The sequence below is a fragment of the Candidatus Peregrinibacteria bacterium genome (genome assembly GCA_016699145.1).
Lineage (GTDB): Bacteria > Patescibacteriota > Gracilibacteria > UBA1369 > 2-02-FULL-48-14.
This window is the reverse complement of record CP064962.1, coordinates 501,824-523,226: the sequence shown is the minus strand read 5'-3', so window position 1 is coordinate 523,226 and position 21,403 is coordinate 501,824. Positions and strand designations below refer to the sequence as shown.

Annotated in this window: 20 protein-coding genes, 1 tRNA gene and 1 pseudogene; 9 read left to right on the top strand and 13 right to left on the bottom strand. The window is 46.8% G+C overall.

Annotated features, from left to right (window positions below):
- Positions 1-5: 5 nt before the first annotated feature.
- Together IPG41_02840 and IPG41_02835 are read right to left on the bottom strand one after the other, a co-directional pair.
- Complete coding sequence (locus IPG41_02840; GenBank protein ID QQR55465.1) at positions 6-407, bottom strand: hypothetical protein; 402 nt, start codon at positions 405-407, stop codon at positions 6-8.
- A gap of 11 nt (positions 408-418) precedes the next feature.
- Positions 419-1,732 carry an MFS transporter gene (locus tag IPG41_02835; protein QQR55464.1) on the bottom strand — a complete coding sequence of 438 codons (1,314 nt, stop codon included), beginning with the start codon at positions 1,730-1,732 and terminating at the stop codon, positions 419-421.
- Positions 1,733-1,814: 82 nt separating this feature from the next.
- On the opposite strand from IPG41_02835, the gene IPG41_02830 reads away from it, so the two are divergent.
- The 5 genes from IPG41_02830 to IPG41_02810 all read left to right on the top strand — a co-directional run bounded on the left by IPG41_02830 (position 1,815) and on the right by IPG41_02810 (position 7,409).
- Positions 1,815-2,927 (top strand): fructose-bisphosphate aldolase class I, encoded by a 1,113-nt coding sequence (locus IPG41_02830; GenBank protein ID QQR55463.1) that lies wholly within the window; start codon positions 1,815-1,817, stop codon positions 2,925-2,927.
- A gap of 245 nt (positions 2,928-3,172) precedes the next feature.
- The gene (locus IPG41_02825; GenBank protein ID QQR55462.1) at positions 3,173-4,042 is read left to right on the top strand and encodes an HNH endonuclease; all 870 of its coding nucleotides are present in this window, start codon (positions 3,173-3,175) and stop codon (positions 4,040-4,042) included.
- Between the two features lie 39 nt (positions 4,043-4,081).
- Positions 4,082-4,978, top strand: a complete 897-nt coding sequence (locus tag IPG41_02820; protein ID QQR55461.1) for a fructose-1,6-bisphosphatase — start codon at positions 4,082-4,084, stop codon at positions 4,976-4,978.
- A 28-nt stretch (positions 4,979-5,006) separates the two neighbouring features.
- Positions 5,007-5,579 carry a sigma-70 family RNA polymerase sigma factor gene (locus IPG41_02815; GenBank protein ID QQR55460.1) on the top strand — a complete coding sequence of 191 codons (573 nt, stop codon included), beginning with the start codon at positions 5,007-5,009 and terminating at the stop codon, positions 5,577-5,579.
- Positions 5,580-5,612: 33 nt separating this feature from the next.
- Entirely contained in the window at positions 5,613-7,409 is a 1,797-nt protein-coding gene (locus IPG41_02810) for a FecR domain-containing protein (GenBank protein ID QQR55459.1), read from the top strand.
- Here IPG41_02810 and mraY read toward each other — a convergent pair.
- From mraY to IPG41_02790, 4 genes are read right to left on the bottom strand one after another with little or no spacing between them, the layout of a single operon-like run.
- On the bottom strand, positions 7,377-8,435 hold the full coding sequence (gene mraY, locus IPG41_02805) for a phospho-N-acetylmuramoyl-pentapeptide-transferase (protein QQR55458.1): 1,059 nt from the start codon (positions 8,433-8,435) through the stop codon (positions 7,377-7,379). The genes IPG41_02810 and mraY overlap by 33 nt on opposite strands.
- Before the next feature lie 19 nt (positions 8,436-8,454).
- Complete coding sequence (locus IPG41_02800; GenBank protein ID QQR55457.1) at positions 8,455-8,859, bottom strand: D-alanyl-D-alanine carboxypeptidase; 405 nt, start codon at positions 8,857-8,859, stop codon at positions 8,455-8,457.
- Positions 8,856-9,329 (bottom strand): D-alanyl-D-alanine carboxypeptidase, encoded by a 474-nt coding sequence (locus IPG41_02795; protein ID QQR55456.1) that lies wholly within the window; start codon positions 9,327-9,329, stop codon positions 8,856-8,858. Before IPG41_02795 ends, IPG41_02800 begins: the two co-directional genes overlap by 4 nt.
- Before the next feature lie 15 nt (positions 9,330-9,344).
- Complete coding sequence (locus IPG41_02790) at positions 9,345-10,781, bottom strand: LCP family protein (protein QQR55455.1); 1,437 nt, start codon at positions 10,779-10,781, stop codon at positions 9,345-9,347.
- Positions 10,782-10,922: 141 nt separating this feature from the next.
- On the opposite strand from IPG41_02790, the gene IPG41_02785 reads away from it, so the two are divergent.
- Both IPG41_02785 and IPG41_02780 read left to right on the top strand, forming a co-directional pair.
- Positions 10,923-12,392, top strand: a complete 1,470-nt coding sequence (locus IPG41_02785) for a ComEC/Rec2 family competence protein (protein ID QQR55454.1) — start codon at positions 10,923-10,925, stop codon at positions 12,390-12,392.
- A gap of 504 nt (positions 12,393-12,896) precedes the next feature.
- A complete protein-coding gene (locus tag IPG41_02780) occupies positions 12,897-13,316 on the top strand; it encodes a hypothetical protein (protein ID QQR55453.1) in 420 nt (139 codons plus the stop codon).
- A 56-nt stretch (positions 13,317-13,372) separates the two neighbouring features.
- On the opposite strand, the gene IPG41_02775 is transcribed toward IPG41_02780, so the two are convergent.
- From IPG41_02775 to IPG41_02760, 4 genes are all read right to left on the bottom strand, one after another.
- Complete coding sequence (locus IPG41_02775) at positions 13,373-13,570, bottom strand: hypothetical protein (GenBank protein ID QQR55452.1); 198 nt, start codon at positions 13,568-13,570, stop codon at positions 13,373-13,375.
- A 348-nt stretch (positions 13,571-13,918) separates the two neighbouring features.
- A complete protein-coding gene (locus IPG41_02770) occupies positions 13,919-14,437 on the bottom strand; it encodes a transposase (GenBank protein ID QQR55451.1) in 519 nt (172 codons plus the stop codon).
- Positions 14,404-14,913: a transposase family protein gene (locus IPG41_02765; GenBank protein ID QQR55450.1), complete on the bottom strand. Its 510-nt coding sequence runs from the start codon at positions 14,911-14,913 to the stop codon at positions 14,404-14,406. Before IPG41_02765 ends, IPG41_02770 begins: the two co-directional genes overlap by 34 nt.
- Before the next feature lie 4 nt (positions 14,914-14,917).
- A complete protein-coding gene (locus IPG41_02760) occupies positions 14,918-15,469 on the bottom strand; it encodes a helix-turn-helix domain containing protein (protein ID QQR55449.1) in 552 nt (183 codons plus the stop codon).
- Between the two features lie 192 nt (positions 15,470-15,661).
- Here IPG41_02760 and IPG41_02755 point away from each other — a divergent pair.
- A tRNA-Glu gene (locus tag IPG41_02755) sits at positions 15,662-15,736 on the top strand.
- On the opposite strand, the gene IPG41_02750 is transcribed toward IPG41_02755, so the two are convergent.
- Both IPG41_02750 and IPG41_02745 read right to left on the bottom strand, forming a co-directional pair.
- The gene (locus IPG41_02750; GenBank protein ID QQR55648.1) at positions 15,696-17,048 is read right to left on the bottom strand and encodes a recombinase family protein; all 1,353 of its coding nucleotides are present in this window, start codon (positions 17,046-17,048) and stop codon (positions 15,696-15,698) included. The two genes, IPG41_02755 and IPG41_02750, sit on opposite strands and share 41 nt — an antisense overlap.
- Positions 17,031-17,387: pseudogene (locus tag IPG41_02745) on the bottom strand (recombinase family protein). Before IPG41_02745 ends, IPG41_02750 begins: the two are co-directional and overlap by 18 nt.
- Before the next feature lie 76 nt (positions 17,388-17,463).
- Here IPG41_02745 and IPG41_02740 point away from each other — a divergent pair.
- On the top strand, positions 17,464-21,177 hold the full coding sequence (locus IPG41_02740) for a hypothetical protein (GenBank protein QQR55448.1): 3,714 nt from the start codon (positions 17,464-17,466) through the stop codon (positions 21,175-21,177).
- On the opposite strand, the gene IPG41_02735 is transcribed toward IPG41_02740, so the two are convergent.
- Entirely contained in the window at positions 21,161-21,385 is a 225-nt protein-coding gene (locus IPG41_02735; protein QQR55447.1) for a helix-turn-helix transcriptional regulator, read from the bottom strand. The two genes, IPG41_02740 and IPG41_02735, sit on opposite strands and share 17 nt — an antisense overlap.
- Between the last annotated feature and the right edge of the window lie 18 nt (positions 21,386-21,403).

Below are 21,403 nucleotides of genomic sequence, written 5' to 3'. Positions count from 1 at the left end.
GCAAACTATTGCACGGTTTTAGAGTCCATCCAAAAGAATTCCCAAATGTGGCCATCGAGGTCTTGAATGGCGCGAGTGAACATAAAGCCGATGTCTTCGGGGTCGCGGGCGGGGGTGGCTCCGGCAGCGAGGGCTTTGTCGGCGATTTCGTTCACCTTTTCTTTGCTTTCGTAGGAAAGGGCAATGAGCACTTCCGTGGCTTTTTTGGCGTCCACTACGTCTTTTTTAGTGAAGTCTTTGAAGCGAGCGGGGGTGATGAGCATCGAGAAAATACTGTCTGTGATCTGCATGCAAGCGGCTTCTTCATTAGTGAACTTTGGATTGAAGCTGAAGCCGAGGGCTTTGAAGAATTCCATGGATTTAGGAAGGTCGCTGACGCAGAGGTTGATGAAGACTTGAGTTTGCATTGATGTGAGGGTTAAGTGTTGCTTGCATTATAAAGCTTGCTTAGGCGACGTCTACTGCCGGAGAAGAGCGTGAAGAGACTGACAATGACGCCGATGATGCCGGCCATCACAAAGACCAGGGCCATGGCCCGGTCTTGACCGGTTCCGAACCAAGAGCCGATGCTTTGAGCACCGAAGCCTGTGGTCATGAAGGGCACGATCCAAATTTGAGTGAGAGGTCCGATCATCAGCGTGGTGAGGGGCGAAGTTGAGGATTCGATGCTTTGAATGAAGCCGGTCACGCGTCCTTGATGTTTTAAAGGGATGACTTTTTGAATGATGGTTTGCTCGGAAGCTTCAATGATGGGGAAGGCGATCATCCAGGTGGCTGCGCCTACGATCAGCCAAAGGATCGAAGCCTTCAATGGGAAGAAAATGCAAGTGATCCAGGTGAATAGGTTGATGAGGATGAGTCTTTTGAGCGGATCTTTTCCAGTGCCGTATTTGGTCACGATGGCACCTCCAATCATCACACCAATGCTGAGGCCTCCCCAAATGAAACCCCAGGCTTGAACTGAGACGAGCGAAAGTCCGTAGGCATCCATGAGGGCCATGAAGACGCCGCCGAGTACGTTGTTGAAGATGGCAAAAAAGACGAGGCTGTAGAAGCCAGGTGTGCTACGGATGAGGTCGAGAGTGTTCTTTTTTTCTTTCTTTTCATGAGGGTGGTCTGGGTGATCCTCGTGCGTCTGAGGATCTTTTTCGGGGATTTGCACTAGAAAGAGGTCCAGCAGAGTGAGTACCGTTCCCGCGAGGGCAAAATAAAGACTGATCTCCATGCCCAGAAAACCGATGGCCAGCCCGCTGAGTACCGATGTGAACATGAAAGTCACACCGTTGACCATGCCCACGAGTCCGTTGGCTTGACCGCGTTCCTCCTCTTTGAAGAGCATGGTGACGACCGGATTTAAGCTGATGTTGCGCAGGTTTCCAGAAACGGCCCCCACCATGAGCACGACCACGAAAATCCATAAGAAGGGGTCGCGAGTTTGGACGACTCCGTCTGAGAGGGTCAGGTGGTAGAGCAAGATGCCCAGGAGGTAGCAACTGACCGAAAGTAAACTGGATAGCACGAAGGCGCTTTTCTTTTTGTGATGATCCACGATGTGTCCAAACGGAAAGGCCGTGAGGGCGTTGGCAATGGCAAAGGTTCCACCGAGCAGAGAGGTCGCCAAAATGGAGCGCGTTTCAAGGAAGATCCAAAAGGTCAGGGCGAACCAAACGAAGGCGTTGCTGATGCCCGCGACGAGGTTGTTGATCAAAAGGTGGTGGAAGATTTTCTTCACGTGAAAAGGAATGAGCGTGATGAGCAGTTTATCCTATTTTAAAAAGAATGCTATAGTGGCGCCGTCAAATCTAAATTTTCTTATGAATCTTTCTGTTCTTCAATCCACGGCCAAAGCCATGGTAGCTCCTGGTAAAGGAGTTTTAGCCATCGATGAAAGTCACTCCACTTGTAAAAAGCGTTTTGAAGCTTTAGGGGTCGACTGCAACGAAGACACGCGTCGTGAATATCGCGAACTTTTGGTCACAGCCCCTGGCATTGAGCAATATTTGGGCGGGATGATTTTGTTTGATGAAACCTTGAGACAAAGCACGCGCGACGGACGCAAGTTTGTCGATGTTTTAAAAGAAAAAGGCATTCAACCTGGGATTAAAGTGGACACAGGGGCGAAGGATCTGGCCTTGCATCCCGGGGAGCAGGTGACAGAAGGGCTGGATGGACTGCGTGAACGTCTGGTGGAATACCGTGGACTCGGAGCGACTTTTGCCAAGTGGCGCGCCGTCATTAACATTTCTGATGCCTTGTACCCACAGGGCACTCTGCACCCACAGGGCACTCTGCACCCACAGGGCACGCTGTACCCACAGGGCCTCTTACCCAGCGCGGCTTGTGTGAAGGCCAATGTTCACGCCCTGGCTCGCTATGCAGCCCTTTGCCAAGAAGCGGACATCGTACCGATGGTGGAGCCGGAAATGATGATGGAGGGAACACACAGCATTGAACGTTGTTACGAAGTGACGGCTCAGGTTTTAAAGACTCTCTTTGTCGAACTCGCCGAACAAGGCGTGGCGCTGGAAGGCACGATTTTGAAAGTCAGCATGGTGCTTGCGGGGAAGAATGCCGCCGTGCAATCGGATGAAAAGACAGTGGCTGAAATGACGGTAAAATGTTTGAAAGAAAATGTGCCGGATAACATTGCCGGAGTGGTGTTTTTGTCTGGTGGGCAGAGTGATGCGAAGTCCACAGTGCATTTGAACTTGATGCACCAGCTGGGCACCTTGCACCCGCAGGGCACCCTGCCTTGGCCGCTCAGTTTTTCGTATGGACGTGGCATACAACAGCCTGCTTTGGAGGTGTGGGCCAAAGATCGCGCTTCTTTTGTGGAGGCACAGAAAGTTTTGGTGCACCGTGCCCACATGAATGGACTTGCTGCGGAGGGGAAGTGGAGTGAGGAAGCTGAGGCGCTTTTTACGTGAAACTGGAATTTTTTGTAACACCTGATTTGTGACTGTCTCCCCGGGGAGACAGTTTAAGCTGTTCGTTCGACATGATCTTTAGAAAGCTTTTTACGCGGCGAACGCCGAAAGCATCGGCCTTAGGTCAGGGCGATTTATTTTGCACCCACAGGGCACCTTGTACCCACAGGGCACTGTGCAACTTTTTTCAATGGAGTCCAGCCGAAAGGTGAGCGCATACTCACCCTTTGTGCTATATTCTGAACATGGATAAAAAAGATCAAGTTCTTCATCAGCAATTCAGTGAATATGGGCGAAATGCGCGTGAGTGGACTCGCAAGTGTGTGCTTCTTTTGCCTCAAATTGAACGTCGGCAAGTTTGGCGCAAGAAGGGTTTTGGCAGTATTTTTGAGTATGCAGCAAAGTTGGCAGGGATGAGTCGGGCTACTGTTGAGGAAGCTTTGCGTGTCTTAAAAAAGATAGAAAATAAAGCTGCTCTACAGGCTGTAGTGGCTGAGAAAGGTTTGCAGCGCGTGCGGCCTGTGGTGTCCATCGCCACTTTAGACACGGCTGATTTTTGGGCGGAGAAAGCCAGAACCATGAGTAAACACAGTTTGGAAACTTACGTCCAAAACTTCAGGAGAGAATGTCTCCCCGGGGAGGAAACCAAAACTGTAAAACTTAGCATGGAACTTTCCCCCGAGACGCTTGAAAAATTGAAGCGAATGAAGGGAGACTCTACGTGGCAAGAACTGATGGACAGGTTCCTTGATGGTGAAAAAGAGACTGTTGTTTCAGAAATTGTGCCTCTCGATGTCAAAACGAAGGCTTCTTCGCGGCATATCCCTTTACGAATTCAGAGGCAGGTTCGAGAGCGGAGCGGAGGTCTTTGTGCGTATCCTGGCTGTTCACGACGAGCGACTTCTTTGCATCATACTCAACGTTGGGCACTTGAAAAAGTTCATGATCCTGCGCGCTTGCATGCCCTTTGTACGGCCCACGAACGCTTAGCCCATTTGGGTCTCATCGACAATGAAGAAGCACCATCTTCGCATTGGAGACTGCGGACTCAGCCGGACTTTGAATCTAATAAACGTTTTGTGGATCAATATGTGGCTTTGTATCGGCCTAGCTAGTTTGCCTTTGTGAAGTTTGGACGTTATTCTGACAAATGTATGAACTATGACTTTCTCATTCATCGCGGCGCCACTTCTGAACTGGCGGAATTGCTGGTCGAATTGGGCCGTGCTATTGAAGACATTTCTAAATCCATCCTTCAAGCCAGCACCAAAAAAGCGGGCAGCCAAAATGCGTACGGGGAAGAGCAAATCGCCATGGATGTGATGGCGGATGAAATTTTGAATCGCACACTCAAAACGAATCCTTATGTGGCAGCGTATTGCAGTGAAGAACAGGATGGAATGCAAGAGGCGAATCCAGAGGGAATCTTCAGTGTTTTTCACGACCCGCTGGATGGTTCCAGCCTCTTTGATGTCAATTTTTCAGTGGGCACCATCGTGGGGATTTATCCGTTGAAGAAAGTGCTGGGCCACACCCCACGTGAGCAGGTCGCGGCGCTTTATGCTGTGTATGGTCCTCGCACGACGGTGATGCTTTCGATTGGCAAGGGAGTGCAAGAATTTTTACTGACTGCAGAGGGATGGGTGCAAGTGAGTGAGGATGTAAAAGTGGCGGCGGGCAAAAAATATTTTGCGCCCGGAAATTTGCGTGCCACGGCGGAGCGAGAGGATTATTTGAAGCTGGTGAACTGCTTCATCACGGAGCAATACACCCTGCGTTACTCTGGGGGGATGGTGCCGGATCTCAATCATATTTTCAAAAAAGGCTCCGGCGTTTTTATGTATCCGGGTATGCCCAGTGCACCCGAGGGCAAGCTCAGGTTGATGTACGAATGTGGCCCCATGGCTTTTTTAATGGAGCAAGCGGGGGGGGCCAGCAGCAATGGAAAAATTTCTATCCTTGATCTTGAGATTGCTTCACTGACTCAAAAGACGCCCGTTTATCTTGGGACTCAAGAAGAAGTGGAAAAAGTTTGCAAGGCTATGTTATAGTCTTTTTTGCGTTCCAATCCACGCGCCCATGCCCAACTCTACGCCCAATCCTTTTGATGTTGATGCTCTGGTTTTTGCCGCTCAAGAAGGCGACAAAGAAGCTTTCGGAAAACTCTACGATTTGTTTTTTGAATCCATTTATAAGTACATCTTTTTTCGCGTGCCTGCTTCTGAGGCTGATGATTTGTGTGAGCTCGTTTTCATTAAGGCGTGGATGAATTTGGAAAAATATGAAAAACGCGATGTGCAATTTTCGGCTTGGCTTTTTAGGATCGCGCATAATGCCATCATCGATTTCAGGCGTCAGCATCGTAGCCTTGCTTCGATTGATGAACGCCTCGAAGATAAGTCCGAGCACAGTGCGCCCAAGGCGATGGCTGAAAAAAATCTACTGAGCAAAGAAATTCGCGAGGCGGTTGATCAGCTTAAAGAGCCTTACAAGCAAGTCATCACTTTGAAATTTTTGATTGGTTTGTCCAACCCCGAAATCGCCGAAATTTTAGGGGAACGAGAAGGCAATATTCGTGTGCTTCAGTTCCGAGCTCTTAAAGAACTCAAATCTCTTTTGGCAGAGAAAGGCATTGAAAAAGAATTTTTGTAATAAAAGCTCGAGTTTTTCGTTTTATGTATTGATATGAAAGAACCCAATATTGAACTCGCGAAAAGACGCATTTGGAAGCGCCTGGAAGCCAAGCTGCCGGATCGTGAAAATGTACACTTCGCACCGGTGTTTTCTGCACTTCGTTTTGGAGTCCAAGATTTGCCCCTTTCTCAACTCAAAAAAGTGCAGGCTAAAGAACATCTTCTGGATCTTTTACCTGAGCGAGAGTTGACTCCCGCCAAGGCTTTTTTCCCTTCTCGATTGCTTTCTTTGGGTACGCTGAGCCTCATGCTCGGCGTTTTGTTTGTGCCTCTTATGGATCTGATGCCCAGTGTGGCGGCCTCTTCGCAAAATGTTTTGGAGCTTGTAGAGGGACAGGTCTATGTCAATGGAGTACAAGTCAAAGGCACCACTCTTTTGCAAGTTGGGGATTCGGTGGAAACCGGGGAGGGGTCTTTGGCCCATTTGACCTTTGTGGACGACAGCCGTTTGACTTTGGGGCCTTCCTCCAAAGTGGACATTGTGGACGCGTGGATTGATCCTGCGGATCGCAGCAAGAGCCATGTGGAACTTCTGCAGGAGGAGGGACGTTCTTGGTCTCAGGTTTTGAATCTGACAGACGAAGCTTCGTTTGCGGTGCATTTTCCTCAAGGCAAAGTTTGGGTGAATCAAAGGGCCAGTTTTGATCTTCAAGTTTCTGAGGAGGCTGCTACTGTGGAAGTGGCTCGCAATTTGGTGGAGCTGGAGGTGAAGGCCGCAGATGGGGTTTATTCGGGTTTTTTGGGTCAAGGGGCTGAACTTTCGGTTTCGAGCAGTATCGAAACTCAGGAAATTTCTGAGGAAGACCAAAAGGACGTTTGGTGGACTTTCAATTTGGCTTATGGAAAAGCTTATGCGCGTACTTTGGATGAGAATTACAAGCGGGAAAACATCAGTCATGCCAGTATTTTGCCGGGCAATCCCTTCTACTTTTTAAAGACTTTCCGCGAAAGCTTGCAGGTTTCTTTTGCCTTTACTGAAGGCGCCAAGCAAGATGTTTTGCTCCAACAAGCCGAGACGCGTTTGAATGAGGCCCAGGCTCTTTTGGCGCAAGGGGAGACGGAATCGGCGGCGGCGGTGATGAAAGTGTATGAAGAAACCGTGGAAGCGGTGGAGGCCACTTCGCCTTCGGAAGCGTTATTGGTTTTAGAAGATGAGGTTCAAAAAGAAGCGCTGACCGATCATGTGGACATGAAGACCAATACCATGTTGCAAGCTCATTTGGATGCCAACGCTTCCTTGCAACTTGTTCCAGATTTGATTGCGGAAGGGCAGTTCGATGAGGCGGTGGCGGTGCTCGAAGCTTACAATCAATCTTCCTTGTCTTTGGTGGCGGATTTGCAAGATTTGAACATGGAGGATCGCGAGGCTGCGGTTTCTCAACTCTTGGATCAAAAACTTGCGGACGTGCAGCTTTTAAAAGTCATTGCAACCATGCCTGAACTTTCTGAAAGCGTGGATATGAATGCCAGTGTACTCAAGGAACTCAGTGTGATGGCCTTGAGTTTGAGGGAAAAAGAAATGGATTCTTTTGACGCTTATTTTGAAGCGACTAAGGATGAGCTTTCTGTGCAAGAGGATTTGTATGAGCACATTAAAAATGATGCTTCTATTCCTTCTCAACTGGAGGAACAATTCAATGAAATTGAGGAGCAAATGGAAGCGCCTGTGGATACGGTGGTTATTGATATTCGTGCCGTGGAAGAGACCCTGGTGGAACCGCAAATTTTAGACCCTCGTTTCAGTTCATCGCCTTCCTCAGTCCCCCATTCCGACGAGCCCCAGAAGTAAGCCAAACGTGGCCATGAGTCCTCCCACGATCCAAAAGCGCATGACCACTTGAGTTTCGGGCCAGCCCATTTGTTCAAAGTGGTGGTGAAGGGGAGCGATGCGAAAGACTTTTCGTCCGAAGAATTTTTTAGAGAACAATTGAATGATGACACTGAGTGTTTCTAAAACTGGAATGAAGGCGATGAAGGGCAAAATGAAGAGGGTGTCGGTGAGCATGGCAATGACACCTAGAGTGGCCCCCAGTGCAATGGAACCGGTGTCCCCCATGTAGAAGCGGGCTGGAGCGATATTGAACCATAAAAAAGCCAAAGAAGCTCCTGCAATCACGGCGCAAAATGCCGAGAGGATGAGCATGCCATGGGCGTAAGAGAGGGCGCTGTAGGTGCCAAAAGCAATGACGCTGAGACCGCCGGCGAGTCCATCCAATCCATCCGTGAAATTCATGGCGTGAGAGCTGCCCACTATAATAAAAATGAAGATGGGAATGTAGAGCCAGCCTAAAGCAAAGTCTCCGATGCCGGGCACATGGATGGAGTTGAAATCCAGTTTAAAGTAGAACCATAAGGCGGCAACGAAGGCAAAAAACAGCAACGAAATCATTTTAGGCTGTGCGTTGAGGCCGTGACTTTTACCCCAGCCGCGAATGTTGTAGAGGTCGTCTATGACTCCGAGTAAAGCCACAAAAAGCAAAGTGGCTATGGTGAGATAGGTTTCGCGTCGGTTGAGTAGCGAGTGTTCAAAAATTCCAAAATAAGAGAGCACGCGAGAGAAAAGTACGACGAGTAAAGTGCTGGCCCAAATGAGGATGCCCCCCATGGTTGGGGTGCCGGCTTTTTTGCTGTGCAGTTTGTGAAAAAGATCTGCCTCTTTTCCGTCGATGGCTAAGGTGCGAATATTTTTACCGATTTTGTGTTTGGTGAGCCATGCAATGAAGGGTTCGGCTGCAAGAAAAGCGAAGCTGAAGGCGAGGGTGGCGGAGCCGACAATCAGAATGAGATGGCGGACGGTTTCTGTGATTGGAAACATAAAAAATTGAGAGCAGGGTTCACCAAGAGTAGGCCTGGTAGATCCAGTCGACTAAAATTTTGGTGTCAATGAAACGATTTGAACTGCCCAGCACTATGGTTAAAATTTCATGGCCGTCTTCGTTTTTAGCCAAAGCCACTAGGCATTCTCCGGCCATGGCGGTGGTTCCGGTTTTGAGACCCGAAATGCCCAATTGGCCCAGCAAGACATTGGTGTTGGTGAGTTTGTGCACTTGCTGTCCGTCTTCACTTTTCACTTCGTAAGTGGTGTTTTTTACGATTTCACGGATGCCTTCATCTTCCAATAAATGTGAACTGAGTACCAAAAGATCGTGCGCTGTGGAGTAGGCGCTGCTGCTGTCCAGGCCACTGGTGTTGGCATAATGAGTGTTTTCGAGGCCCAAATTCTCAGCTTCTTCATTCATTTTTTAATGAAGCTGCTTTCGTCCCCGGCATTGAATTCAGCCAAGGCTACGGCTGCATCGTTCCCGGATTCAATGAGCAGGCCGTAGAGCAAATTGCGCACGCTGATTTGTTCCCCCGTTTTGAGGCCCATGCGTGAACCTTGAGTTTCAGCAGCGTGGGCGCTCACGGTCACAATGCTGCTGGGGTCGTTTTCTTTGAGCACGATGTAAGCCGTCATCAGTTTGGTCAGGCTGGCCACGGGCCGTCTCTTGAAGCTGTTCTTTTCGTACAAAATGCTTTGAGTTTCCAGATCAATGGCCAAGGCGCTGTCGGCATAAAGGGTGCCGGGGGATTCCATGTCTTCTTTTTGTATGGGTAGGGGGGAAACACTCAACAGGCTTTTGGCGTCGAAGCTGTTTTCCTCTTCCATTGAAATGGAAGAAAAACTTAAGGTACTGGCCAAGAACAAAGAGAGCAGATTTTGAAACATGGTTTTATTTTAGCTTTAGTAGAAGCCGATGTAAAAGAGCTCCTCGTGCTCTGCGTAAAAGCTTGCAAAATCAGCGCCCAATACGATCACAATTTGGGCTTCTGTATCGCTTTGGTAAGCGGGGGGCACGTCTTCACTGATTTCCCCATCCACAAGCAGAGGGATGAGTTGAGCCGTTCGTTCCACAATTTCTTGCTCCTCTTCGGTGGAAGTGGGCAAAAGGTAGATTTGCGTTTTTATCACATCCTTGGTTTCGGCGTTTTGTGGAGGCAGGGCATTGAAACCGTAGCGCACCAACATCATTTTTGTGAGGCCGGCCAAACTGGATGTTTTGGTTCCGTTGAGCACTCGAATGGTCACTTGGTCACGTGCGATTTCAGGATGGTATAAAAAGACGCGAGCAAAGAGAGCCAGTTCGCTGAAGTCCCCGGCGTAGGGAAACAAATAATAGGGGTCGCCTTCCTCTCGTTCTGGAGTGTAAAGAAAGCCGCCTTTGGTGTAAGCCAAGTCGTTGAAAACCGCATTTTGTATGGCGCCTTCTTCTAAATCGGAGCCGAATTCCGCTAAGGCGAGCAGTTCGGTGAGGGACATATTGCTTTCAAAATTGTTGGCGATGGCCGAGTATAAATCTTTTATTTTACTGGGACTGGTCAGTACGCCCAAGCTGGTGGCTTTGTCTTTGAGTGCTTGCAAGACTTCTTGTTGACGTTGCGCTCGGCTGAAGTCGGAAGTGTTGTGGCGACTGCGCACGTATTTGAGGGCCGTTTCTCCATCCAAAGTGTGGGTGCCCACCGAAAGGTAAAAGGGATCGTATACACTCGAAGAGCCCGGGTCGGCCGGGTAGGCTAGGTCGGCGATATCTTCGGTCACGTTTACTGTGATGCCATCCACTGCATCGATGATTTCTTTGAAACTGTTGAAATCGATTTTTGCATAGTATTGAATGTCTATATTCATCATGCTTTCAAGCTCTTCTTCGAGTGCGGCTTCAGCAATGGCCCGATCTTCGCTTTCATCGTAAACCAGTTCGTAAATGCTGTTGACGCGCGTGCCCCAACCCACTGCCTCGGTTTCCACATAAAGATCGCGAGGAATGGACACCATGGACACAGTGTTTTCACTTTGATTGAGAGAGGCGACAATCATGGTGTCGGTGAGGTTTTCCCCGTCGTGGCCTTCACCGCCCACTCCGAGGAGCAGGATGTTGGTGTGGCCCTGTCCATCTGTTTTCAAGCCGCTGCCCACGGCTTCCATAAAAATTTGCTTCACCGAAATGGAGTGACCGGCATGCCAGGTTCCATAGACTCCTTTGAGGGTGAGCAAGCCCAAAACAAGAGCGATGAGGCTTAAAATCCAGTGGCTGTGGATCCAGCGCTCGGCTTGGACGGCTTTTTTATTGAACTGCTCCTTTTTTTGGAGCTTTTGAATGGGATGGGTGTGGAACGGATTCATCCCATGTATTTTAAATGATTTCAGGGATTTGTATATGCTTTCAAACCCTTTTTTTGCTTCACAAAAACTCCGTCCTTCTGTCGGAGGAATTCACTTCGTGATTTCAGGGATTTGTCAGGACTTTTTTGTTAGGCTTTCTTTATGCTTTTGAATTTGGCTTTTGCTAGCGCTTTTCTTCTAGGTGTGAGCTTGGAAAGTTTCATTGATGTCCCCATGCATTACGGGACTTTTTTATGGCTTTGTCCAGTGCTCTTCTTGCTTCGAAAAAAACCGCTTTTTTGTCTCTTGTTTTTTGTGTTGGGCATTGGGCGAGTTCAGCATTATGAAGCGAGTTTGCAGACTTCATTTAAGGGGGGTTTTCAAAGTGTTCATGGTGTCATTGGTGAGGAAGTGGATCGGCGCAGTGCTTTTCAAAATATTTCTTTGTACACCGAAGAGGGCGAAGTGCTGGCGCAAGTTTCTATTTATGAAGACCTTGAATTTGGCGATGAGTTGGAATTGCAAGGCGAGCTGGAGTTGCGCAGTGCCATGGAAGAAGAAGTCGGTTCTTACAAAAATTATTTGGCTCGTCAGGGGGTGGTGGCTTTGATGTCCGATGCGACGGTGAAAATTAAAAAAGAGGGCGAGAACAGTTTTCGTCGTCAACTTTACCGTTTTAAATCCATTTTGGAACGCCGTTTGCAGCTTTTATTGCCCGAGCCGGAATCCAGTTTTGCGGCGGGTTTGCTTTTGGGCAGTCGCAAGGGTATGTCACCGGAACTCACCACGGCCTTTCGTACGGTTGGACTTTTGCACATTGTAGCCATTTCTGGGGCCAATATCAGTTTGGTCATTGCCACGGTTTTCACCTTATTATCTTTTTTGATGCTCCGTTGGCGCATCGTTGCCAGCGTTGCGGTGCTCGCTATTTTTGTGCTTTTGGTCGGAGCCACTTCCACGGTGATTCGTGCTGCGGTGATGGGTGTGCTCACCTTGTGGGGCCTTTATTTTGGGCGACGCAGCACGGCTTTATTCGGACTGCTTTGGAGCGTGGTTTTGCTCGTGTTTTGGAACCCTTATTTGCTGCTTTTTGACGTGGGTTTTCAACTTTCTGTTTTGTCCACTTTGGGGCTTTTGGTTTTTGTGCCGGTTTTGGAGGGCCGTTTGACTTTTATGCAGCGTTTGCCCGCTTGGACCGCTTCGTTAAAAGAGGCACTTTTCTTGACGATTGCGGCGCAGATCACCACTTTACCTCTCATGCTTTATTGTTTTGGCCAAACATCGTGGGTTACACCTTTTGTGAATGTGCTGGTGGCTCCTTTGTTGCCGCTGGCCATGCTCACGGCTTTTTTGGGGCTTTTGTTTCCTTTTTTTATGGCACCCGCTTGGGCCTTTTTAGCTGCCATTGAAAAATTGGCGCTTTGGGGTGCGGAGTTGCCAGCGGCTTCTTTGAGTTTTACGCTTTCTTTGAGTGGACTTTTTTGGCTCTATGTTTTGGAATGCTTTTTTCTGCTCCGATTTTATAAACCCACACTGGTCCGAGCTTTTTTTCGCGATCCCTCTCCACTTTTGCATAAGGAATCCATCCCTCTACTTCAAAGGCATGAGAAACCAAGCGAGTGCCAGGTTTGAGCTGAGGGATGATTGTCTTTTTTAAGTTTTTCATTGCGGGGGGCAGCAAGTAGCAAACCACCACATCGGCATCCGAAAGGTCTTTGGTCCAAAAATTAGCGAAGCGCAGTTTCGCCGTGCTCCTCCAAAAAAGACTTAAAACAATGGACCAAGCCCAAACCAAGGGTGAAAGTTCGTAACCGATGGCCTTGGCTTTGTATTTGCGTGCGGCGGTGTGCACAAGGCGTCCGTCTCCGCTGCCCAGGTCGTAGAGGCGCTCACCCGGTTTGAGGTCGGCGGCTTTGAGCATGCGCCTTACCTGTTCCATGGGGGTGGGCACAAAAGGGGCTCCCTTCATCATGGCGTACAGGGTGGGAATGAGGATGAGGATGGCCAAAATCCATCCGAGGGTTGAAATGGTGAGTGGCATGAGCGTAGGATACAGTAAAGTCCAATCATGAGCTATTTTCTTTTATTGGTGCTGCTCCTTATTGGATATCCTTATATCCTTGACCTCCTCCACGCATGTCTTTCTTCAAACTCTTCAAAAGTAAAACGTTCACGAACCGACAAATCCTCGCGATAGGTTTTGTGCTCGCGGTGCTTTCCATGCTCTCTTTAGGGCTTTGCATGTTGGTTTTCCCGCTCTTTGCTTTGTGGATGAATGTTCATGGAGTGGTGCAACTCGACCTCTTTTTTATGGCTTTTGTCTTTGTTTTTCTGTGTGCGACTCAAGCGCTGATTTTGTTCGGCTTTCCGCTTTATTATGCCCAAGATCAAAAAAGTCACATGACGGGCTTTCGCATTTTGCTCTCTGCTTTGATGTGGATGCTTTTGCTCATGCTTTTTATTGGGACGATTTTTGTTCAGGTCAAAAAGTCAGAGACTATTCCTGTGCAAAATTTTAATCCGTCTGATTTGGAACTTTCTACAGAGCGCCTCTAGAATTTGGCTCGAAAAAAGCCCCGTGAAGGGGCTTTTTCTTTTGCTTTGAAAAGGTATTAAGCTTTCTTGAGCATGGGAAGACCGGTGCGTTGGTTCTCAGTGGTCTTGTAACCAGCTGGAAGAGCACTCAATGCATCGCTCTTTTCCTTGCGAGCGAAGTAGTAAATTTGTTGCTTGCGTCCACCGCGGAGGGTAACCATCTTTCCATGGAGGAAGTAAGTTTGACCCTTGCTGTTGGTAACAGAGAATGCCATATGGCTTTGGGTTAGGGATAAATCCAAAGCGATTATACTAGCTAGCATCAGGTTGGGAAGTGTTTGCTGACCTGATGTGCTTGCAAAATTGGCTTTCAATGTTCCATTTCAGGTTATTTAACCTGAAATGGAGGCTTCTTTTTGCAGGTTGACTTAATCTGTAAGATGTTTCGGAACTGAAGCTTTTGCACCCCCAAGGCACTTTTGCACATAAAATCGTGTCATGAAACTGTCAGTCAGGAAAAGTTAATGCGTTTTTAATGAAAATTTCAGTTTTTTGTAAGGTTTTTTCGTTATAGTCCACTCACTCGGGATGAGGGCCTCGCGACGGTTCCCTCGAGGGACTTGTCATTCTTTCGAGAGGGGTTCGACTCCCCTGGGGTCCACCACCCGAGTAGACAATAAAAAGAGCTCATAATGAGCTCTTTTTATTTCGTGAGGTTCACGCCTCGAAGGACTTGTCTGCTTCATTATAACAAACTGTTCTATCCCTTGCAATTCCTTGTCCGGTTCCATAGTTTCAAGTACACCTCGGGGATGGGGCGAAGGGGAGTAGAATAGATGAAAGTAGTGAGCAACTGGAGGTCTCATATTGAGAGATTCATGTGGACGAAGGCAATTATACTCCACGAGCCAATCCGCGAGCACCTCATTAATCTTGTAAATGGGACTGGTTAAGTCCACTCTCCAGTAGAGGTGTTGTTGCAAAGTAAGGTTGAATCGCTCACAAATCGCATTATCTTTTGGTGTTCTGGGGCGAGTGAAGAAGTGCTCAATCCCTTGCTGCTGGCAGGCTTTATGGAAGTACGCCAGGAACTCACTGCCGTTGTCTGTTAAAACAGCTTTAATCTTGGTGTCCGGTTCCATAGTTTCAAGTACACCTCGGGGATGGGGCGAGGGGAGTAGAATAGATGAAAGTAGTGAGCAACTGGAGGTCTCATATTGAGAGATTCATGTGGACGAAGGCAATTATACTCCACGAGCCAATCCGCGAGCACCTCATTAATCTTGTAAATGGGACTGGTTAAGTCCACTCTCCAGTAGAGGTGTTGTTGCAAAGTAAGGTTGAATCGCTCACAAATCGCATTATCTTTTGGTGTTCTGGGGCGAGTGAAGAAGTGCTCAATCCCTTGCTGCTGGCAGGCTTTATGGAAGTACGCCAGGAACTCACTGCCGTTGTCTGTTAAAACAGCTTTAATCTTGGTCTGGAGCACTTCTTCCATCTTTTCCAGCAAAGCTTTGGCCGCCTTGGAACTGTGGTGCTTGGTTACGAGTGCAAAACCTATCCTGGTGGCCACATCCACACAGGTAATGAAGTACAGTTTGTTGAAGGCGCTGTCCACAAACTCAACGATGGAATCTAGGGACTACCAAGTCTCCAGGTTTTAAGATTTGGTAGTCCTTGGGGAGTTTCTTTCTTTGGACTTTCCAAGCAGACCTAGGTTTTGGTTTCTTGTGAAACCCGGGGCAGCGATTACGAACCAGTAATCCTTTTGCTGCCAAATAGCGGTACAAGGTGGAAATGCTGTGCTGGTGAAGAAACATGTGAAGCTTCTTGTGGCTCCAATCTGGAAACATCCTTGCATAGCGTTCAATCTCTTGTTTCTCTTCACTGGTGAGATTAAATCCACGTTTGTTATTGGGTCCTGTTATTTTCGGAATAAGACCACCCAGTCCTTCTTCCTTTCTGGCCTTCACCAGCTTTTGTACGTGGCTTCTAGAAGTTTCAAAAGCCCTGGCAGTCTTGGCTTTATTCTTTCCATTATGGTCGTACCAATCCAAAATAAGGATTCTTTCTCTAAGTACGTCTCTCTGCCAGGGCTTTAAAGTAGCTTCGTTAAACTGCCGAAGTAATCTTCTCAGTCCACGAATGCCTTTCGTCATGTTATATTGTTCCATGAGGGAGTTGGGGTGAAGAAGTAAAGTATCTCTACTCTACTCCCTCTTCCTTTTCCCCTGAGCTGTACTTGAAATTCGTGAAACTACGTATTCCTTGTCCTGAACTTTGCCTCTCTGGAAATATTTGACTTCAATAAAGATCTTCGTATACTGACTTTGCTCCTTTTTAGGGAGTTTTTGCCCTCAAGCAAGGGTCCCATCGTCTAACGGTTAGGACAACAGGTTTTCATCCTGTAAATCGGAGTTCGATTCTCCGTGGGATCACCACTAGTTCCATATTAATTTCTGATCGCTGTCCCAGCTCAAAGGCAAGCGCTAATTTAGGTGTTCGATTAAGAATTTCCTCGTATGAGGGCAGTTCTTTGAAAACAGCGCTCCATGTTTGCATGAGTTTCTCGTGACTCTCGGTTGAGACGAGCATTTCGCCGGGGTGTTCCATAAAGCGTTTTGCGAACTTGAGATACATTTGGAGTTCTTCCTCTTTTAGATCTAGATCGTTCCTTGTATTTGAGGCTTGAGTGATCTGTTTTTCTAGATCTTCTACCTCTTTTTCAAGTTCTTTAAGTACGATGGGTGAGGTGAGCTTCAAGATCTTATCAAGGGCAGCTTTTTTCCTCTCCTTCAGGTTGGTGAGGTGCTTTTCGACATCGATGGAGTCTTCTACTAAGTCCTTTTGTTTCCGTATCCATGTATCTTTTACAATAGCTTCGAAAAGCTGGATGAACTGTGGTTTGAATTTGATCTCCCCTAAGTAATACCCAACTTGCCTGTGGAACTCATCGATGGTGACTCGGTAGTTCTTATGAGCTCTATCACAATGATAGGCAGGAAAGGTTTCACCAGACTTACCTGTGCTGGCTGACCCTTTGAAGTTCTTTTTACAAAAAGGGCATCTTACAACGAAGCGGAAAGGGTAGAGCGGATTATGTTTTGAACGGATTTTCCTTTTGACGTCGTACTGGACTTCCATGCTACCGTTGGGCAATTCTCTTAAAAAGACTTTCCCTCTGTTAGCGGCATTGAATGTTTCTATGCTGACTAGACCTTCATATGGACATTTTAGAGGTTTTTGGTGAGTCCACTTGCTGGTTCTCACGCCGCAGTAGATCTGTTTCTTGATATATTTTTCTAACATCTTGGGTTCGAGGAGGCGTTTACCAGCACTGCCCACGACCTCTCTGTTCTGGCGGCTTCTTTTGAACCTCTCTCTGGTTTGGAACCCCATCGCGTTAACCCTTTCGCAGATCTCTTTATCGGTCAGTGCCCCTTCGGCTCGTAACTCAAACATCTTCCTCACCCATTTTGCTTCAATAGGGTGGGGGACTTGTATGGTGTACTTTTTCCCGTCCCGAAGGGTAATTTTTTCGTTTTGATAACCGAAATTGGATTCTCGGACTTGGTAGCCTTTTTTCTCGAGAGCTATTTCTTCGCCGATCAAACGGGTGAGAATATTAGTCACTTCTCCTTTTGCCATTTCGGCTTTCATCGTTTCTGCTGTGCCCGTCGGTGAGTAATTGGACCACGGATAGGAAAATCCTAGGTGATCAAGGGTGTTTTTCTCCTGTTGAATCAGGCCCATGATGTCTATCAGTTGTACCTTGTATTCGTGGAGTTGAGCTTTTAAGGCACTGTAGATGCTGGCCCCGCTTCTGGTTAAGCGATCTATGTCCCTGATTAAAACCACCTTTACTGCACCTTTTTTACTTTCAATAAATCGGAACATGTCTTGAAGGGCGGGTCGGTCGTTCTTCCTTCCGGAAACGGCCCGTTCCTCGAACACGAAAATCTGATCGTCTTCGTATCCCATAGCCTGAGCTTTTGCACGGCACTGCTTCTCTTGGGCCTCAATGCTGTCTCCTTCGACAGACTGCTTTTCGGTTGATACTCGGGTGTAAATGACTAGCAGATCTTTGCTCATGGCGAGATTGTAGCAAATTACGAGCTTTTGACGATTGTAGTTTGTATAATGCGGTTACTACTTTTATCGCTTACAAATGCCGAAACGTAAGAAAGCCAAATCCGCGAGTGCTAAAGTTCAAAAAAAGCAGAAAAGAGACGGCTTCACTCCAAAAACAGTCAAACGGCTTTTCGGATTGTCGGGAAATGAATGTGCTTTTCCTGATTGTCATCAAAAGCTGGTAAAGGAGGATGGAACTATATTTGGTCAAATCTGCCATATAGAAGCTGCTTTAGAGGGTGGAGAGAGGTACAACTCTAAACAAACCCCAGACCAAAGGCGTTCGTTTGAAAACCTTATTTTACTTTGTGCCAATCATCATATTGAAACAGATAACGTAGAGGTTTGGCCTGTTGAGAGACTTAAGAAAATGAAAAAAGATCATGAGGATAAATTCTATAAATCTTTCTTCGAGATAAATGATGACGTTGCACGCCGTGCGATTGTTAGCAGTTATCTTGATGAGATTGCGAGAGATCTAGACCGTGGGTGTCAGACTGTTGCCCAAGCAATGTTGGAACGAGGCAAGGAACTTGTGCAGAGTGCTAGTGATCCAGCTTTAGAGTTTGAGTATGATCTTCTTCAAGCGCAGATGATTAGAGCTCGTGGTACTAATAAAGACATTCGAAAAGAGTACGAAAGATTATCTAAGCTCTACCCTGAAGAGACTCGTCCACTTTTGCTATTAGCTGAAGCGGAGCTAGATTTGGGCGATTTTGACGAAAATTTAAAGCTTTTAAATAAAGTGGAAGCGATGGATCCGAATCATTGGCTGCTTGCTGTTGAGAAGGCTATCCGAAATTTGAGGCAAGGTACTCAAATTGACCTTTCTACTCTAGATGAATCTGCGTTCCCGACTTTGAATCGCGCTGCATCCACCTGCTATAGGGTCTATGGCATATGTTTTGAGGTTGCGGGAGAGACTGCAAAAGCTGACCAGTTTATTGAGAAAGCAATACGGGCTAATCCTGACTCATTGGTCAATTATCGGGTGAAGGCTTCTTTGTTGAATGGACGACTCAAAAGGAAAGAACGTGGGACAGTAACAAAGGCTGAACTGTCGAGTCTTTCTGAGTTAATAGACTCTACTCTCGCTAAAATGAAGATGTGGCGTACAGACTCTGAGAGGCAAAGATTGGCAATGTTGGTTGAGATGATAGACATACTGGCTGCGGAAAGTCGATTTGCTGACTTGGATAAAGTTTTTTCTGAAGTCAAAACACTGTCCTTGGTTGTTCCACATGATGCAGTTGTAGAGGAGGCGTTAATGAAGCTACTTTCGAGGGTAGTTGGTGATCAGGATTTGGATGCACTTCTCAGTCATCTGAAGTCTATCGATGAAAATCTTTCTGAGGGTCTCGTAAAGACCCTTGTTTTTCAGTTTTTAATAAAAGGGCAACTTCTTGGGAAGGGGAAGGAGTTTTTTGAGGCTATCGGCGAAAAGAGTGTTACCGACTTTATCGGTGCTTTAGTGGATGGTGATTTTACTGGCGTGCTCCAGTTTTTGGGTGATGACTCTGCATACACATATAACATGACTGTGGCGCTAAAGGATTTTCCTGATATTAGAAAGGCTTTGTTAGAGTGGTTGAAAACTTCTTCCGATAAGGAAGGCACTACTCTTCCTTGGGTGCTTTATCATCACCAGAATGGAGACCATAAGGAGGCTTTTGAGGCATTTCGTGAAATTAAAATTGATAACTTGGATATTAACCAACTTAGGTTGTGCGTTGATGTCACTGGTGAAGTCGCTGCATGGGTTGATCAAATTGAGCTGATAGAGAGGCTACTGACCCTAGAGAGTGAACCTATCGACTTATTTCGATCTCGCCTCAATCTATTAAATGCAAAGTTCAACCTCGGCCAGTTTTTGGAGGTAATCTCTGTTGGATCTCAACTTTTGGAAGACCCTCTGGCTCCTAAATTATTGGATGCTCAAAACTTAGAGGCCCTTTTGGCACGTGTGGTCATGGCTTACCTTAAAAGAGGCCAGTATCAAGAAGCGATCGAACTTATAAATTCTCATCCGAAATTTGGATTTAGTTTTCAGTTTAAGGTCTTTCTTGAGGCAGAATTGTATTTGAGGTCTGGTCAAAAAAAAGAGGCCCTCGGGTCGGTGGTTGAGGGTTTTCAGGCTTGTGGAGTGCCTAGCGAAGAACAATATGGCATGCTGTTTGGCTTATCTGGTAGTTTTGATGAAAACGACTTTAACTTTATTTCCAAAGACGAAGTACAAGAAGGTAACTTTGTTAGGTTTGATAATCAGGAACGTTGGTTTCACTTTGGTGATGGTGCTGAATTGGACGCATTGTCCGTAAGAACTACTGATCCACGTTACGGTGTTGTCTTGGGGAAAAAAGTTGGAGAGACTGTAGAATTTTCCGGTGATAAATTTTCTGGGACACCTCCTAGAAAGATCGCCCAAATTTTCTCTTTGGAACAGTATATTTTTTGGCGAGCTAGAGAGGCAATGAATGAATTCGCTAGAAATGGATCTCCTATGATCCAATCTATTCAGGTTTTGGATGAAAATGGTAACTTCGACATCAATAATGTGACTGAGTTTATGAAGTCTTTGGAGTCGGATAGGGATGGTGCTTTCGAGCAGTATTGTCAGAGTCCTTTGCCATTCGTTTTTCTCGCTCATCAGCAAGGGGGAGTGACAAATGCAATTGGTAAAATTGTCCAAGAACAGCGAGGATTTATTTGGCTTAGCGATGGCTCACTTGCTGAACAGGCTAAACAAGATGCCGTTGCTAAAGAACTCATTTCTGGTGCGCAATGTTATTTGGATGTTACTTCGGCACTCTTTTTATCTGAGGCCGGTTTGATGCAGGAAATTTTGGAAAATATCCCCGGCTTGCAGATACCCCAATCTGTAGTGAACTTTTTGTTTGATGCCCTCGATAAGTTCCGTACGGTACCCGGTGTGGTTGGACGCATGGGCTACGCCAACGGACGCTTAACATATTCTCAAGTTCAAGAAGAGCATTTGAGTAGGGCAAGAAAGGTTTTGGAGGCCGCTCTTACTGCTATTGAGGGGCACTTTGGCTCAAAGTTGGCTGTACCTAAGTCAGACCTTCCTGCTGAGCCAAAGATAGACATATTGGACGAGTTGAAAGATGCCTACCTACTTGCCACTGAAACTGGTTCAGCGATTTTAACTGATGATGGTTTGAGTTTACGTTTATATGGACGTGATGCAGCCGCAGAACCGCCTAAGTACTGTTCTTCTTTTGCCCTTGTCCGAGCCTTGATGCTTACTGGCAAGCTTAGTTTTGGCTCGTACCTAGATTACTTTAGGTACTTGTCTGGTTACCGTTGTAGGTTTTTACCCGTTACGACAGATGCATTGATGCAGGCGGTTTTTGGTTCCGGTCCCATCTCGTATCTTGAGCCAGAAAATATCAAAAAGTTCAACTTACCGTTGGTGATGTCTGAAGAATATGGGGTGGAACTAAAAGTAGCCCTTGGAGTTATTGTCCAATTCCTTTCGAGGGTTATTATGGATGATGCCATTCCACTGGATGCTTCTCAAAAAATCTTCACTCTGACTCTGACTGAATTCTTGAAGGCTCGTAAAAGCGATCGACAAGGGGTTGCAAAACTACTACCACTTTTATGTAGAAAGTATTTGGACGAATCGCAATCACGATCGGCAATTGTCGTTCATGCTTCTTTGAAAGACCAAAAGCTTGCTTTATTGGATAGCATCGCCTTGCTTTTGGGTAGCTTCAAAAGCCCCGAGTAAGTTCATTCCACTTTAAGTCGTACACTTTCATTAACTCATATAACTCGATAATGTCGATTCTCCTTTCGAAGTTCTCTATTTTTGATAAAAAAGACTGAGGCTTCTTTATCAGCTTGGCCACTTCTTCTTGAGTGTAATTACGTGAAAGGCGAGCTGTTTTTAATTCTTGGACCACCTTTCTATAGCGAGGATCTTTTAAGCTTTTCATTCCAAAACTTTAAATCCC

Bases quoted from the DNA above. Each gene is read 5' to 3' on its own strand.
- IPG41_02810 (QQR55459.1), top strand. From the start codon at position 5,613: ATGAAAGAACCCAATATTGAACTCGCGAAAAGACGCATTTGGAAGCGC.
- IPG41_02820 (QQR55461.1), top strand. From the start codon at position 4,082: ATGAACTATGACTTTCTCATTCATCGCGGCGCCACTTCTGAACTGGCG.
- IPG41_02740 (QQR55448.1), top strand. From the start codon at position 17,464: ATGCCGAAACGTAAGAAAGCCAAATCCGCGAGTGCTAAAGTTCAAAAA.
- IPG41_02815 (QQR55460.1), top strand. From the start codon at position 5,007: ATGCCCAACTCTACGCCCAATCCTTTTGATGTTGATGCTCTGGTTTTT.
- IPG41_02735 (QQR55447.1), bottom strand. From the start codon at position 21,385: ATGAAAAGCTTAAAAGATCCTCGCTATAGAAAGGTGGTCCAAGAATTA.
- IPG41_02840 (QQR55465.1), bottom strand. From the start codon at position 407: ATGCAAACTCAAGTCTTCATCAACCTCTGCGTCAGCGACCTTCCTAAA.
- IPG41_02750 (QQR55648.1), bottom strand. From the start codon at position 17,048: ATGGGCCTGATTCAACAGGAGAAAAACACCCTTGATCACCTAGGATTT.
- IPG41_02790 (QQR55455.1), bottom strand. From the start codon at position 10,781: ATGAATCCGTTCCACACCCATCCCATTCAAAAGCTCCAAAAAAAGGAG.
- IPG41_02825 (QQR55462.1), top strand. From the start codon at position 3,173: ATGGATAAAAAAGATCAAGTTCTTCATCAGCAATTCAGTGAATATGGG.
- IPG41_02770 (QQR55451.1), bottom strand. From the start codon at position 14,437: ATGGAACCGGACACCAAGATTAAAGCTGTTTTAACAGACAACGGCAGT.
- IPG41_02795 (QQR55456.1), bottom strand. From the start codon at position 9,329: ATGTTTCAAAATCTGCTCTCTTTGTTCTTGGCCAGTACCTTAAGTTTT.
- IPG41_02760 (QQR55449.1), bottom strand. From the start codon at position 15,469: ATGGAACAATATAACATGACGAAAGGCATTCGTGGACTGAGAAGATTA.
- IPG41_02800 (QQR55457.1), bottom strand. From the start codon at position 8,859: ATGAATGAAGAAGCTGAGAATTTGGGCCTCGAAAACACTCATTATGCC.
- mraY (QQR55458.1), bottom strand. From the start codon at position 8,435: ATGTTTCCAATCACAGAAACCGTCCGCCATCTCATTCTGATTGTCGGC.
- IPG41_02830 (QQR55463.1), top strand. From the start codon at position 1,815: ATGAATCTTTCTGTTCTTCAATCCACGGCCAAAGCCATGGTAGCTCCT.
- IPG41_02780 (QQR55453.1), top strand. From the start codon at position 12,897: ATGTCTTTCTTCAAACTCTTCAAAAGTAAAACGTTCACGAACCGACAA.
- IPG41_02775 (QQR55452.1), bottom strand. From the start codon at position 13,570: ATGGCATTCTCTGTTACCAACAGCAAGGGTCAAACTTACTTCCTCCAT.
- IPG41_02785 (QQR55454.1), top strand. From the start codon at position 10,923: ATGCTTTTGAATTTGGCTTTTGCTAGCGCTTTTCTTCTAGGTGTGAGC.